The sequence below is a fragment of the Thalassolituus sp. UBA3500 genome, from assembly GCF_002377545.1.
GTDB lineage: Bacteria > Pseudomonadota > Gammaproteobacteria > Pseudomonadales > Oceanobacteraceae > Thalassolituus.
The window spans coordinates 115,284-129,679 of the sequence record NZ_DFQB01000021.1 but is presented as its reverse complement, the minus strand read 5'-3'; the positions used below and the strand labels follow the sequence as shown (position 1 = coordinate 129,679).

Annotated in this window: 13 protein-coding genes; 10 read left to right on the top strand and 3 right to left on the bottom strand. The window is 50.9% G+C overall.

Annotated elements, in window-relative coordinates:
• Together B2R29_RS04995 and B2R29_RS04990 are read left to right on the top strand one after the other, a co-directional pair.
• Positions 1-244: hypothetical protein (locus B2R29_RS04995; protein ID WP_301180059.1), on the top strand; the 244-nt coding region annotated here is incomplete at its 5' end.
• A gap of 13 nt (positions 245-257) precedes the next feature.
• Entirely contained in the window at positions 258-971 is a 714-nt protein-coding gene (locus B2R29_RS04990; RefSeq protein WP_301180058.1) for an SDR family oxidoreductase, read from the top strand.
• Here B2R29_RS04990 and folK read toward each other — a convergent pair.
• Positions 953-1,351 (bottom strand): 2-amino-4-hydroxy-6-hydroxymethyldihydropteridine diphosphokinase, encoded by a 399-nt coding sequence (gene folK, locus B2R29_RS04985; RefSeq protein WP_301180057.1) that lies wholly within the window; start codon positions 1,349-1,351, stop codon positions 953-955. The two genes, B2R29_RS04990 and folK, sit on opposite strands and share 19 nt — an antisense overlap.
• A 114-nt stretch (positions 1,352-1,465) precedes the next feature.
• Between folK and B2R29_RS04980 the strand changes: the two genes are divergently transcribed.
• The 8 genes from B2R29_RS04980 to B2R29_RS04945 all read left to right on the top strand — a co-directional run bounded on the left by B2R29_RS04980 (position 1,466) and on the right by B2R29_RS04945 (position 10,688).
• Complete coding sequence (locus B2R29_RS04980; protein WP_301180056.1) at positions 1,466-2,341, top strand: DNA ligase; 876 nt, start codon at positions 1,466-1,468, stop codon at positions 2,339-2,341.
• A 32-nt stretch (positions 2,342-2,373) separates the two neighbouring features.
• Positions 2,374-4,101, top strand: coding sequence for a single-stranded-DNA-specific exonuclease RecJ (gene recJ, locus B2R29_RS04975; protein WP_301180055.1), 1,728 nt, complete (start codon positions 2,374-2,376; stop codon positions 4,099-4,101).
• 27 nt (positions 4,102-4,128) lie between these two features.
• Complete coding sequence (locus tag B2R29_RS04970) at positions 4,129-4,551, top strand: DUF4124 domain-containing protein (protein WP_301180054.1); 423 nt, start codon at positions 4,129-4,131, stop codon at positions 4,549-4,551.
• Positions 4,552-4,732: 181 nt separating this feature from the next.
• Positions 4,733-5,935 (top strand): transporter substrate-binding protein, encoded by a 1,203-nt coding sequence (locus B2R29_RS04965; RefSeq protein WP_301180053.1) that lies wholly within the window; start codon positions 4,733-4,735, stop codon positions 5,933-5,935.
• Positions 5,926-7,902 carry a sensor histidine kinase gene (locus tag B2R29_RS04960; RefSeq protein WP_301180052.1) on the top strand — a complete coding sequence of 659 codons (1,977 nt, stop codon included), beginning with the start codon at positions 5,926-5,928 and terminating at the stop codon, positions 7,900-7,902. The genes B2R29_RS04965 and B2R29_RS04960 overlap by 10 nt, the downstream gene beginning before the upstream one ends.
• Positions 7,903-8,005: 103 nt before the next feature.
• Entirely contained in the window at positions 8,006-8,518 is a 513-nt protein-coding gene (locus B2R29_RS04955) for a TIGR03546 family protein (RefSeq protein WP_301180051.1), read from the top strand.
• A complete protein-coding gene (locus B2R29_RS04950; protein ID WP_301180050.1) occupies positions 8,515-10,365 on the top strand; it encodes a TIGR03545 family protein in 1,851 nt (616 codons plus the stop codon). Before B2R29_RS04955 ends, B2R29_RS04950 begins: the two co-directional genes overlap by 4 nt.
• On the top strand, positions 10,365-10,688 hold the full coding sequence (locus tag B2R29_RS04945; RefSeq protein ID WP_301180049.1) for a hypothetical protein: 324 nt from the start codon (positions 10,365-10,367) through the stop codon (positions 10,686-10,688). The genes B2R29_RS04950 and B2R29_RS04945 overlap by 1 nt, the downstream gene beginning before the upstream one ends.
• Positions 10,689-10,701: 13 nt before the next feature.
• Here B2R29_RS04945 and B2R29_RS04940 read toward each other — a convergent pair whose 3' ends face one another.
• Both B2R29_RS04940 and B2R29_RS04935 read right to left on the bottom strand, forming a co-directional pair.
• On the bottom strand, positions 10,702-11,463 hold the full coding sequence (locus B2R29_RS04940; RefSeq protein ID WP_301180048.1) for an SDR family oxidoreductase: 762 nt from the start codon (positions 11,461-11,463) through the stop codon (positions 10,702-10,704).
• Between the two features lie 17 nt (positions 11,464-11,480).
• A complete protein-coding gene (locus B2R29_RS04935; protein ID WP_301180047.1) occupies positions 11,481-14,369 on the bottom strand; it encodes an insulinase family protein in 2,889 nt (962 codons plus the stop codon).
• Positions 14,370-14,396: the final 27 nt, after the last annotated feature.

Sequence of the window (14,396 nt, the reverse complement as noted above, 5' to 3'; positions counted from 1 at the left end):
TCGAATCCGGCCCCCGCAACCAACAATTAAGCCAGCCAATGAGCTGGTTTTTTTGTGCCTGAAATTTGGTGCGGATGCCGACCTTGCGGTCGTCGAGCTAGGCGCCCCCATTCGAATCCGGCCCCCGCAACCAACAATTAAGCCAGCCAATGAGCTGGTTTTTTTGTGCCTGAAATTTGGTGCGGGCGAGACTTCCCCTGACACCTGCCATCTTCCGCGTTACCATGGTTGGCCTTGGTTTTGATTGGCGGCTTTTCATGGCAAAACGTATTTTCATAACAGGCGGTGCACGCCGTTTAGGTAAAACGTTAACTGAGCACTATCTGAGTGAAGGTTGGTCGGTTGTTGCTCATTACAATACGCGCAGTGAGCTTGATGAACATTCCCACCTGACGTTGCTGCGGGCTGATTTGTCCGATCCCCACGACATCGCTCGCCTATGTCAGGCATTGCCGGAGCATGGCCCGTTCGATGCAGTTATTCATAACGCTTCCTGCTTTGTACCCGACAACGCTGCGTCAGATCTTGCAAGCCATGTGGCACAGCATCAGAACGTCCACGTGACTGCACCAGTAATGATCACTGATGCGATCAATGATTGTTGGGCTGATGCAGCCAGTATGATCAGCATCAGTGACATATACGCTGATATTCCTAATCAACGGTTTTCGGTGTATTGCGCGGCCAAAGCCGGTCTGCAGAACTGGTCACTGAGTATGGCTCAACGTCTGGCGGGGCGTGTCCGAGTGAATGTCATTCAGCCGGGGCCTGTGCAGTTTCTACCAGAGCATGACGAAGCTTACCGCCAGCGTGTACTGTCTCAGTCTTTGATTGGTGAAGAGTTGGGGTATGGCGCTATCGTTGAGGCCTGCCGTTATCTGTTGAACGCTAAGGCTGTTACAGGTTCCGTGACCCGTGTTGATGGTGGCCGGTTCGTCGCTAATCGCTACGATCAGACGTTTTCGGCCTGATTCCAGCGCTCGTAGACCTCACGATAGTAACTTTCTTCGGGTGGTGTCTGCTTCAGCGGTGTAATGCTGGTTTCTGCCTCCTGAAGGATATCGATGTCGATGGTGCGGTCCCGCGTTTTCCTGGCCGGTGATTTAGGCTCCCGGCCCAGCTGCTCTTCAACCCTCTGCAGACGCTGCTTCAGCATTGGAGCTGGCAGGCCGCATTCGAGAATAACGAGTTGGTTGCCAAAGGTGTGTGTGAAGGTATCTCCCACGGGTTCAGTAAAAATCGCTGGCGACTGATCGACGATGTCTCCGAGGCTGTGGAGAGCGTCTACTGCTCTGGAAAGGTTCTCTCTGGGGTCAATATTGCTGCCGAGGCCCAACAGAAAATATGCCATACAGTTCACGAGTCCTAATAAAAATGTCGTAGTTGTTGCGTCAGATACTTTTACTGCGTGCACAAACGCGCTATCAATATGGCAAACATAATAACAACATGGAAGGGAATAGGTATGTCTGGCTGGATGCCATATTTCATTGCAATGCTCATTATTCTTGGCGGGATGCTTCCTGTATGGGCGGCCACGCAGCGCAGTGAGATGCCTCCTCAGCTTATGCTGGCAAAACGTTTTCAGGGTGAGGAAACTCTCAACCTGTTTGGTGTCAGCGAGAAATATGATGGTGTCCGGGCTTTTTGGGACGGCATGTCACTGGTCACCCGAAGTGGGCGGATTATTAATGCACCTGACTGGTTCCTGGCGCAACTACCAGATGAGCCTATGGACGGTGAGCTGTGGCTGGGATATGGACGATTTTCAGAAGTGAGTGGCCTTATCCGCAGAAAAGACAGCGATACCAGTGAATTGTGGCAGGACGTCTCGTATATGGTGTTTGATTTACCAGAGCTGCCCGGCACATTCGATGAGCGTTATCAGGCATTGATATCTCTGATTGGTAACCCGTCAGAGGTCGCGGCATATGAAAACTTCCACCCTGTTGAGCAGTTGAGGGTTTCTTCTCAGCAGGAGCTGGATACTCTGCTACAGCAGGTTCTTGAGCGTGGTGGTGAGGGATTGATGCTGCATCGCTGGGACAGCTTCTATTTCGCCGGCCGCAGTAGTGACCTGCTAAAAGTCACCCCTCTGGAAGATGCAGAAGCCATCGTGACTGGTTATGAGCCCGGGCAGGGGCGCTTAAAAGGGATGATGGGGGCGCTCAGGGTACGGCTGCAGAACGGCCGGGAAATGTTGCTTGGTACCGGCTTTTCAGACGCAGAGAGACAGTCTCCACCGGCGCTGGGGGCGCGCGTTCGGTTTACCTTCCGGGGGCTGACCGCAGATGGTCTACCGCGCTTTGCCAGCTTTGATCGGGTTCGCCCGCCCGAGTAAACTAGGCGTTTTTCCTCGTTCCGGAGATTCTAATGACGCGTCAGGCGCCGCAAATACGGGTTCGGGAAGCAGATACTGATAAGACGCTTCCTGACCTGCACCCCGTACTTTCCCGTGTATATATGAGTCGTGGGATCTCTGACGTTGACGACCTTAATCTGCAGTTAGCGGGCCTGATCCCTTATCATGAAATGCTCGGCATTGAAGAGGCGGTAACGGCGCTTTTACCTGTGGTGACTGAGGGAAAGCGGCTGCTTGTCGTCGGTGATTTTGATGCCGATGGGGCAACCAGTACAGCGGTGGCTCTGCGGGCACTGACCATAATGGGCGCCAGGGATCTGGATTACCTTGTGCCTAACCGTTTCGATTTTGGGTACGGCTTATCTCCTGAGCTGGTGGCGGTTGCCGTAGAGCGCCGACCGGACCTGATCATGACCGTCGACAACGGCATTGCCTCAGTGAGTGGTGTCGCGGCAGCAAACGCAGCAGGTATCCCTGTGGTGGTGACCGATCACCACCTGCCCGGAGAAGATCTGCCTGATGCTTTAGCAATTGTAAATCCGAACCAGCACGGTTGTGCTTTCCCATCTAAGGCTGCCTGCGGCTGCACTGTTGTTTTCTATCTGATGCTGGCTTTACGTGCGCGTTTAGCGGAAGCCGGCTGGTTTGACCGAATCGGAACCGGCCAGCCACCGAATCTGGCGTCGCTGATTGATCTGGTTGCACTGGCGACCGTTGCTGATGTCGTTCCGCTGGATAAGAACAATCGAATTCTGGTAGAGCAGGGGCTACGGCGTATACGCGCCGGAAAATGCCAACCAGGCATACTTGCTCTCCTGCAAGCCGCAAAGAGAGATCATCGGCAGCTGGTCTCTACTGATCTGGGGTTTGCTGTCGGCCCAAGAATTAATGCAGCAGGCCGCCTTGATGATATGTCTTTGGGAATTGAGTGTCTGCTGACGGACGATTTCAACCGGGCTGTGGATATAGCCTCCGAATTGGATGCATTTAACCGTGACCGTCGCCAGATTGAGCAGGCGATGCAAGGTGAAGCACTCGTCTTACTTGAGCGAATGGATACCGGCCCGGCCGAGGGTTACGGTGTTTGTCTCTATCACTCTGAGTGGCATCAGGGGGTTATTGGGATACTGGCGTCGAGAATTAAAGAGCGGCTGCATCGTCCTGTCATTGCATTTGCTCGTGGTGAAAATGGCGAGATCAAGGGCTCAGCTCGCTCAATCAGCGGATTACATATCCGCGATGCACTTGACCGTGTTGACCGTATGGCACCAGGTCTGATTGTTAAATTTGGCGGGCACGCTATGGCTGCCGGGCTGACGTTGGCCGCGGGTACCTTTGAGCGATTTCGCTCGTTATTCGATGAGGTATGCCAGAGCATGCTCAGTGAAGACGCCTTGCAACAGACACTTGATACTGACGGGGTGCTCAATGCCGCGGATTTCAATATGGCGCTGGCAGAAGCGCTGCGCCTGGGAGGGCCTTGGGGACAGGCTTTTCCTGAGCCGCAGTTCTCGGGAAATTTTCGTCTGATTCAGCAACGTGTAGTTGGCGGTAACCATCTGAAGCTTGTACTTCAACCGGAGGGCACTGACCAGGCGATTGATGCGATCTGGTTCGGAATAGATACGTCGGTGTGGCCAGACCATTCACGCGAAAAGGTCACCTGTGTTTATCAGCTCGATATCAATGAGTTTCGTGGTGAGCGAAATCTGCAGTTACGGGTTGTTCATATGGAATGATTCACACACACCTTCAGGGAGGAAGGTATGAAGTCACACATCATTATGACATTTTTAGTGGCGCTGCCAGTCAGCGCCGAGATATATCAGTGGCGTGATCAGCATGGCCAACTGCATTTTTCAGATCGGGCACCAGAAAACAGGGAGCATGCAATAAAGGACTTAGCGCCTATCAGTACCTACGAGTCTGTTATCCCTGATATCAAAGATGAGTCCAAAGCCCGGAAAGCCCGCAATCAATCCCGGCTTGAGAGCAAAAAGAAACAGCGCCTCGCTGACGAGAAGGCCGCTCGACTGAAGGCGAGTCGCGAGAAAAAATGTCGGCAGGCTCGGCAGGACTATCGCTCGGGTGAGGGCCGTTATCGTGCTCAGCCCGGACTCGACGACCTGAAGAAAGCGCGTCGCCGTATTGATGCCATCAATGAACGTATTAAGGTGTACTGCTACTGACTATCAGGGCAGAGGGCCACCTTTGTAAAAAAATGTGTCGCCTGCTCGTGAATGCATGTTACGGCGTCTCGCTAATCCTCTGTTTTGCCTGACTTTTCATACGTTTTACCCCACAGGTCTTTTGCCTGCCGCTCTGGTTGCTAGTCTCAGAAAGAGAGGGTGTCTAATTGAGGTTGTGGTGATGAAGTCTGCTCTGCTGATTCTGGCAGCGATTCTGATCAGTGGGGGTCTGTACGCAGTGATGACTCCGGGCACCCACATGCATATCGTTCTGGTCGGAAATGTCACTGGTGCCATGGCAGCCAGAGATCAGGAAATGCTGGCTCTGATTGAGTCACGCTTCAGAGCCTCTGAGTCAGACCTGGGCATCACATTCAGATTTTCAGTCTTCGATGCTAGCCTGCCTTCCGAACAGCTAACCAATGAATTCAGTCGTATCTCCGATGAGGCTCCAGCAGACCTGGTGATTGGCTGTGGCGACTCTTTCTGTCTTCGACAGGTGTTGCCACTGGCCGAGAATAATAATCTGACCTTCCTGTACCCCGGTGCATCAGAGGGGCTCTTCGACAGTGCCTCGCTTATACACCTTGGACCAGTACCCAATCAGTTTCTTGTCCCCTCGCTAAGCTGGGTAAGGCAGCACCTTGGCAACAGCATAATGTACCTCGGGGGTGAGGATATACGTTCTCGTATGCTGGGGCGTATGCTCCGTCAACACCTTCTGCCTGTTTCTGGTATTGAGATGGTTTCGGAGGAATATCTGGGCGCATACGAACAGGTTCCATCAATACTGGAAAAAATAAGAGACTATCAACCGGATGTTCTTTTATTTGATGCATGTGACTGGCTGAGCCACCCCAACTTCTCGTCTGAATTTTCTCAGGCGGACATCCGGATTTTTTCACTGTGTACTGACTCTGATCAGCCCGTCGCCAGTAACTACTATTTCGTAAGTCACTATTTTGATCACCCGCACAATAAGGCAAATGTCGAATTTAAGAGCTTTATTACAGTGAATAACACAACACCAGATGCTTTGAGTGCGATGGCGGTTGGAGCTGCAGACCTGGTGATTTCGCTGCTCCGCGACAGAGAAATGACTGCGGCAGAAATCAGCTACGCACTGCGGGGCCGGAATCTTCTGAGTGCAGCAGGCTCGGTGGCGGTCGACGTTAATGAAGAAGGCACCTGGCATACTTTATTTATTGGACAGAACAACCAGGGCGAAAAGAGATTGCTCTGGATGTCGGATGCGAAGCTGCGCCCGGAGATGTTTCCCGGCAGCGAAGGCCCCTCTGACTGGCTTCACAACGTCACTATTTACTGGAGAAATAATAGAGGTCGCTACCGCACAGGCAGTATAGGGGGGGAAGAATGGCTGTGAAGCTCTCTGGTGTCTCGATAAAGAATTTTATCAACGCAGTGCAGCGATATGAGTTTCGCAGTATGCGTGGTCGTCTTCTTACCTGGATGATGATCACTGCGTTAATTCCTGCCTTTTTTCTGGTACTCATAGGGCTTATGTATGCCGAGCGGCAGCTGGAAAAACGTGCGCTCGCCGATTTAAGTTCATCCTCAAAGCGTTTACATCACGATATCAGCCTGATCGTGAATTCTCCTCTGGAAACCGTCCGGGTATTTTCGCGCTCGCCATACTTACGTGACGCGTTGAATGACTTCTCCTCAGTGTTTGATAGAGACGAACTTTATTCTATGGACTATCAGGATATGCAGGATAAATATTGGGCGTATTTTTCATTGTATGCAGAGAAAAATCGTCTCCGCGATCTATTAATTCTCAACAAGCAGGGAGAGGTCGTATTTTCAGCCGTGCAGAGTGAGGCTTATGGAGCAGACATTACGCACATCGACTACATCGGCACTGGAATGCAGGCAGCATACAACAAGGCCCTTTGGCAAATGGACTCAGCCATCGCTTTCTCATCGACCGATATGGACGAAAGGACCTATGCATTCCTTGCGGCTCCGGTCGTTGACGACACCTTGCTAGGTGTCATTATTCTGATCCCTGAACCTGAAGAACTGGAGCGCCTGCTTTCGATTCACAGTCATAGCGGCCAGGTTGTGAATCTCTATTCGGAGAAAACAGCCGTTGGCTATAAATCACTCTTTAACGATGACGCTGTCGATCGAACCTCTTCTCTGGGAAAGCGTCTGTCCGGTGCCATGCTGGGGACTGACTTCGACGGAGAATTAGATTACTGGAAGGGCGACTGGTTGGTCAGTATACGGTTGGTACCAGTACTACAGTCGGTTCTTGTTCAGCGTCGCGATAAAGACGTTGTTCTGCAATCTGTCAGAGAGCTCAGATACGGAGGCTGGGGAATAACGCTTGTTGTCCTGATCATGACATTTGTGTTGTCCCGTCGTCTGTCTCATAACCTTGCTGCTCCTGTTTTTAGTCTGACTGAGAGTATTGAGCGTATATCTGAAGGAGATCGCGAAGTATCTGTGGACGTAAACCGAAAGGACGAGCTGGGGAAGTTGGCTCAACAATTTAATCAGATGGCGGTGTCACTGAGAGATACGCAGGCACAGTTAGTACAGACGGAAAAAATGGCTTCTATCGGTCACCTGGCAGCTGGGGTTGCGCACGAGATAAACAATCCGATGAGCGTCGTTACAGCCAATATGACAACGATGAAAGAATACGCCGCGACCTATGTAAAACTGGCTGAACTATTCTCGCGATACCTGAAGACTCAGGGGGATGAATCTGAACAACGTCAGGAGGTTCTTGATGAACTGGAAGCTTTCGAGAAGGATGAAGACATTGGTTTCGTTCATCAGGATATGAAAGCGCTGTTACAGGATTCACAATTAGGGTTGTTCAGGATTCAGCACATCGTCAGTAGCCTGAAGTTATTCTCCGAGCTGGACAAATCGGAGGAGGAAGAAATAAACCTGAGAGAAACCCTTGAGCAGGTGGTCAGCGATGTAGCACCAGCACAATCCCGCCAGGTAGAGATAACCTACGACATTGAACTGGACGGTAAAGTGAAGGTCAAACCCGAACAGATGCGAAGAGTATTCTCCGCAATAATAGATAATGCCGTCAGGGCTTGTGTGGACAAGGGCAGCCTGCGAATCAAAGCCTGGAGACAGGATTCAGTACTGCTGATCGACTTCCAGGATACGGGGTGTGGAATGGCTCCTGACCAGGTAAGCCAGGTTCTTGATCCTTTCTTCACCACACGTGAAGTCGGGGAGGGAATCGGCCTGGGACTTTCAGTGGCACACTCCATTGTTGAAGCGCATGCAGGTACACTCAATGTTGCCAGTAAAGAGGGGCGTGGTACCCGGGTTCGAATAGCCCTGCCGGGGCACTGAAACTGGCTGCTTAGTTTACCGTCATTGCGCTTTTGATTTATCGTCCCCGCGCTCTTATAGTGGCTACCTGGATACCCTGATTGGCGACCAACGGAGTGCAGACATGCTGTCGTTACTTGCAAGACTATTTAAAGCTCTGAATTCAGAAGCTGCACCGGGCCAAGTCGCATTTGGCTTTGCGTTGGCTATGATCCCCGGGTTTACGCCTTTATTCTCTCTGATCAATCTCGTTGTTTTACTTCTGGCCTGTATTCTTCGCGTCAACTTCAGTGCCTTTATTCTGGGCGTGGTTGTATTTTCTGCTATTGGTTATCTACTCGATCCTGTATCGGCAGAACTGGGTGAATACTTCTTAACCTTACCCTCGCTCACCGATACCTGGACTCAGCTGTACCAGAATGACTGGATGAGAATATCGTCTTTCAATAACACGGTGGCGATGGGGGGGCTCGTTATTTCAGTTTGCTTATTGGTACCTGTGACGCTGGTCAGCCGTATTCTTATTCTGCAGTACCGTAAGCGTGTTCTGAACTGGGTTAACCGCTTAAAAATTGTTCAGGCACTCAAAGCGACTAAGTTCTGGTCTATCTACAGCAAATTTTCGGAGTATTCATGACTAAATGGATGCGCTGGTCAGGCCTCTTGGGCTTCCTGGCTGTCGTGGGTTTGATTGCTGCCCTGTTTATTTTCCTGCTGCCGTTTCTTATTAAGTCTGGAATTGAATTCGCGGGCACCAAATTAGCTGGCGCTAAAGTCACCGTTGATGATGCAGACGTTACCCTCTCGCCTTTAGGCGTTCGTCTTCAAGGGTTGCAGGTTGCAGATGCACGCGCGCCCATGATGAATCTGCTTGAATTCGATGAAGCCATTGCGGACCTTGAGCTGGCACCGCTGATGATCGGTAAAGCGATCAGCAATGAACTGTCGGTATCGAATTTGAGGTTTCATACAGAGCGTGAAACCAGTGGCGCACTAGAGGTCGTAACGACCGAGGATGAGGAAGAAAAATCACCATCATTGAAAGAGAAAGCGTCTGAAGCACTGCCATCTGTTGACGAAGTGTTGGCCAGAGAGACATTGGGCACACCCCAGGCCGGTGAAGCCCTGAAGTCTGCATGGAGTGAAAACAGTCAACGTGTCGACCAGGCCTTTGACAAGGTTCCTGACGATAATTCAATTGCCGAGTACGAAGACCGTATTAGAGCCATTACATCCGGGCGGCTGGAGTCTTTAGAAGACTTTCGTGAACGGAAGAAGAAACTGGATGATCTTAAAGAGCAGTTTAAGCAGGATCGCGAGGCAGTCCGAGACGCTCGTGATGTTGTTCGTTCTGCCAAGTCTGAAGTGTCTGAGAAGCTTGCTGCGCTTCGCAATGCTCCGTCCGAGGATCTTGCCTACCTGAAAGACAAATATCAGCTGAGTGGCGCTGGGGTATCCAATATCACCGGACTGCTGTTCGGTGATGATGCTGCTAACTGGGCCCGAGAGGCCCTGTATTGGTATGAAAAGATAAAGCCATACCTCGAGTCAGACAGCGAGGAGGACGCGGCCGAACAGGAAGATGAAAAAGCGCCACGGCTAGCCGGGCGTTTCGTACACTTTCCGAGTGACGATCCATGGCCAGATTTTATGATTCGATCTGCACGACTGACCGGCCCGTTTGATGGAGGCCAGTTGGTTATTTCCGGGCGTGATATTACTCACCAACAGACTGTAACTGGTCGACCTGCGGTGTTTACGGCCAGCGGTGATGGACTGCAGAAAATCGGTGATCTGGATGGACGTCTGGTACTGAATCATACTCTTGGTAATTCGAAAGACACTCTGACGCTCGCTATCAGTGACTGGAAAATGGCGCCGTTGAATCTCGGTGTCGCGGGAGCAAAGCTTGCGTCTTCACGAGTGAAGTTGGATGCCACTGCAGAGGTCATCAGAGGCGAACTGGACGCCGACCTTGACGCCAATGTTACGCAGGCGAAGTTCACCGGTGACGGGCAGACTCTGTTTGCACGAGAGCTTAATGGCGCGCTACAGGGCATCAATACCTTTAATGTCGACGCTGGAGTGACTGGGCGCCTGAAGAATCCGGATGTATCTTTTGGGTCGGACCTGGATCGCCAGATTAATAGCGCAATCAGTCAGCGTATTCGTGCCAAGCAGGATGAGTTTGAGCAGAGGCTGAAAAACCGTTTGAATGACACCATGTCAGAATATGCAGGTGAATATGCAGACGAACTGCAACTGTTAGCCGCGATGGAAGGTTCGCTTGATGATAAACTCTCCGCCCTGAAAGATCTCGCTTCAGCTGAGTTGGAAGACTTTAAAGCACAGCAGGAACGTGAAGCGAGGGAAAAGCTCGACGCTGAAAAAGCAGCCGCAGAAGAGAAAGCGCGGAAAGAAGCAGAGGCAAGGAAGAAAGAATTGAAAGATCAAGCGAAAGATAAACTAAAGAACCTATTCTGATGCAGACCCGATTACTAACACCTGAAGAGTTTAAAGCCACGCATTTCTCTCCTGCGCGGGTAGAGGACAGCACACCCACTCCGGATTTCTGGATTTATGTGCAGGCGATCCCAGCAGAGCATTTTGGCATATTTGATTGCCGTGAAGGTCAGGTGACCCACGTTTACCGCATGGGAAACGAATATGAGCATGTACTGATCAATAGCCAGTATCAGGGTGTTGCTATGGTGGTGGTGGTCGACCTGAGCAGCAAATCAGTGCATGGACATTATCTTCTCGATGTGAACCCTCCGGGGACTCAAACCCCGGAAGAAACTGCATAATTTACCCGGAGGCTCAGCTCCGGCTCAGCAGGCGAATCAGCCAGCCGGTCACTGGGCGGGGGCTGATCTGGCCTAACAGATACAGCAGGGTAAACTGCAGGCTGACTGTCCTGTGTGTTAGCTTCCTTGACAGTTGTTTCATCACTGCTTCAGCCACATCCTCGGCGGTCAGGTTGACACCGAGGGCGTCGATAATATGGGCGCCATGTTTTTGAGATGTCAGCATCGGTGTCTTCACAAAAGGAGGCATTACGTCTCCGACATGAATGCCGTCTTTTCGCCACTCAAGATTGAGCGCTTCGGTTAAGCCCTGCACGGCAAATTTCGATGCTGAATACACTGCAAACTCGGGGATGCCATAAGTTGCAGATGCAGAGCTCATATTAATAATCTGACCTTCAGGTGCTGCTTTCAGGTAAGGGTAAGCTGCCTGACAGCCATTAATTACGCCTTTAATATTGATATCAAGAATCTGTTGGTGGCGCTCACGACTGATGTCGGTGAAACGGTTGACCTCAAGTACGCCAGCGCAGTTAAACAGAAGCCTTAGTTGTCCGTGATGTTTATCCGCAAAATCACTTACTGATTGCTCGAAAGCGTCGGCATCCGTCACATCCAGCTTATAAATATGGACGCGTCCAGGCGCCTGAGCCTGCACAGCGTCAAGATCATCGGTAAAGAGATCTGCAAGTGCGACAGACCAGCCACGGTTAATCAAGGCTTCTGCCGTTGCTCTGCCAATACCGGAGGCTGCTCCGGTAATAAACGCGTTCATATTCTCTCCTTATCGAATTATTCAGCGGAATCCTGATCGTCTCCACCATCTTCTGTCGTATGTCCTCCACTTACGGCAGGTAGTGGGTACTCAGGAAGCTCAAACTGCTCCAGGCTGCTGCGGTCAAGCGTCTCAAGAGCCGTCATATCATTAACTTTTCCACCTTTCTCGAACAGCAACCAGCTCCATTCGTTGTTCAATACGGCTCTGCGATACAGGTTCAGAATCTGTGTCTTAGTAATATTAACGACTTCATCCGCGATCGCCTGGCGGGTATCAAAGGTATATCTTTCCGTCGAGAGATCTGCCCAGAAGTTGGCGGCTTTTTCTCCCATGTTTTTAGGCTTTTCGGTCAGGCGCGTAATCAGCCCTTCTTGAAACAAGGCGAATTCTTCATCAGACATTGTCTCCAGCTTACCTTCGTAATCGCGGAAGAATATGCGACTGTGATTCATCATTTCTTCGGGACTGGCTGTCGGCGATTGAACGATGAATAACAGACCCGGAACAGACTTTTGCGGATACGCGGTAGCAAACACAATGTAACCCAGTTGCTGTTCTGTACGCATATATTGGTAGTAGGGCGATGAAATCATCTGAGCCAACAAACCAGCTTCTGCACGGGCCATATCTGAGGTGTCAGAGCCCTGCAGGTACAGAGTCATCACTTTATCAGGATGGTCCTGAACGACGGCTTGCTGATATTGTCCGGCGGGCGCTTTCAATAGTCTTGAATCTGCATCGGTCACGGTATTGGCGGGATAATATTTCTGAGTGATTGCACCAATATTTTCTGCAGATTCAGCACTTAGCGTACCGTGCACATACGTTGTCACAGAAAGCGTGTTCCCTAATTGAGCAGCAAACTGTTCCAGCGCTTCTTTCGTGGCTGATTTCACAACCGGTAAGAGATCCGTATCACTGAAAGACGGCTCAATGATCCAGTTTTTCAGGTCCGCCAGAGTCCGCTGGTAGGGGCGCGCTTTCAGGTTATTTTCCAGCGCACGGATCAGACTTGCCTGATAACGATTGAACTCTTCGCCACTGATGTTCATGTTTTTCATTTCGGTAAATATCTGTTCAAGAAGAACAGGTAGCTTATCGAAATAACCGCCAACCGCGATTTCCAGCCCGTCGCTGGTGGCTGAGAGGCGGTAGTTTAATCCTGCAAGACTGGCAGGGTAGCTGTAGGTATTGAGAGCCTCTGTGACCGTTCGCGCGTAGAGACGCGCAAGAACACGTTGCTCAGCGCTGTCTTTAATCTCCGGTACTTTGATGCTGATCAGTACCTGAGCGCGGGGTGCATCAAACTCATGCTCGGGGTAATACCAGAGCTGGTAACCGTTTTCGGATGCGACCAGCTCCGGTGTGTCTGATGCTTCGCCAGGGGCAGTCTCCAGATTCTCCGGTACGAATGGGTTGGCTTTGGGCAGATGCAGTGCGCCGGTCCACTCAGAGGTTTCTGGTTTCCGGTAATCCGACGGACGTATTTTAATCTCGGTTCCGTACCAGGGATCAGTCGTGTCTGTGTCGACTCCTGGTGCGATCAGAACGCGCAGCATGTTGTCCGCGGTCAGGTTTGATAGGTACTTGCTCATCAACTCATCAGATGCCGGCTCGGAGCGGTAATCGCCGTAAACAGTATCCTCGACAGGGAATATCAGCATGTTACTGCTCAGGCGTGTGGTGTAGTTTGAAATGGGCCCATGCTCCTGAAAACGGAAGGTCATTTCATTGAGCATCTTTTGCTCTTCTTTGATGTACTCCGGGATGCCGTTAGTGCGGATCAGATCAATATATTCCATCAGGATGGAGGTGATTTCTTCCTGATGAAGCAGCCCGGACTTGGTCAGGCCAATACCGACGACCATGGTGGATGCGTGACGGGTGCTCAGAGAGCGCCCAGCACTGAGTGATTCAGCCCAGCCTTTTTTCTTCAGTAGCGCAAGAATACTGCCATCACCTTCGTGACCAATCAGGTTTGAAAGCAATTGGACTGGTTTGTGCTGATATTGTGAAAGGATTTCTGGCAGAGGAAAGGTAAAGCGAAGCTCTCGGATTTCTTTGACCGGCTTAATATGCATATCAAGTGGCAGTTGTTCCGGTACGAATACGGGAACATCTGGCCGTTCGAAATGAACATCTCTTTTCGGAACATCAGAAAAAAGGTTACGCGCTTTATTGCCCAGCTGATCAAGTTCGTAATCACCAGCAATAACGAGAGTCATGCGGTCAGAAGAGTAGTGGGTCTTATAGAAACTAATCAGCTCGTCGCGGATTTTACTGTCATCGCGGTCGCTGAGTGTGTCCAGGTTGCCCGTCGAAAAGTTGGAAAATGTAAATTCCGGATTCATCGCCATTTTCTGCGCTGAGAAAATACGGCGCCCATCCTCTTTGAGGTTGGCACTGTACTCAGCATGAACGGCGTTTTTTTCTCGGTCAACGTAGGCTTCATTAAACGTCGGTGAGATGAAGAAGGGGGCGAAACGTTCCAGCGCACCACTCAGTTGTTCATTGTCGACGTCAAAGAAATAGGTTGTCTGAGCGTAGGAAGTGAAGGCGTTATGGCTACCTCCATTCTGTTTTATAAACTGCTGATACTCGTCAGGTTCAGGAAAAGGCTCGGTGCCAAGAAACAGCATATGCTCAAGAAAATGAGCAAGACCTTCGCGACCTTCAGGATCGTCCATGCTGCCAACATTCACACTCAACGCCGCACTTGCTTTGTCTGCCTCTGGAGTCCTCACGAGCATTACCTTCAGACCGTTTTCCAGTTCCATGTATCGGTAACTGTAGGCGTCAGCAGGGCTTACGATCAGGTCAGGGGATTGTGAGATGCGGAACATAGAGTATCCAAAAGCTGCCAATACAATAAGAATAAAAGTCCAGTAGCGAGGCGAGAACATGCCAACTCCTGCTGCAGTAAAAGTCGT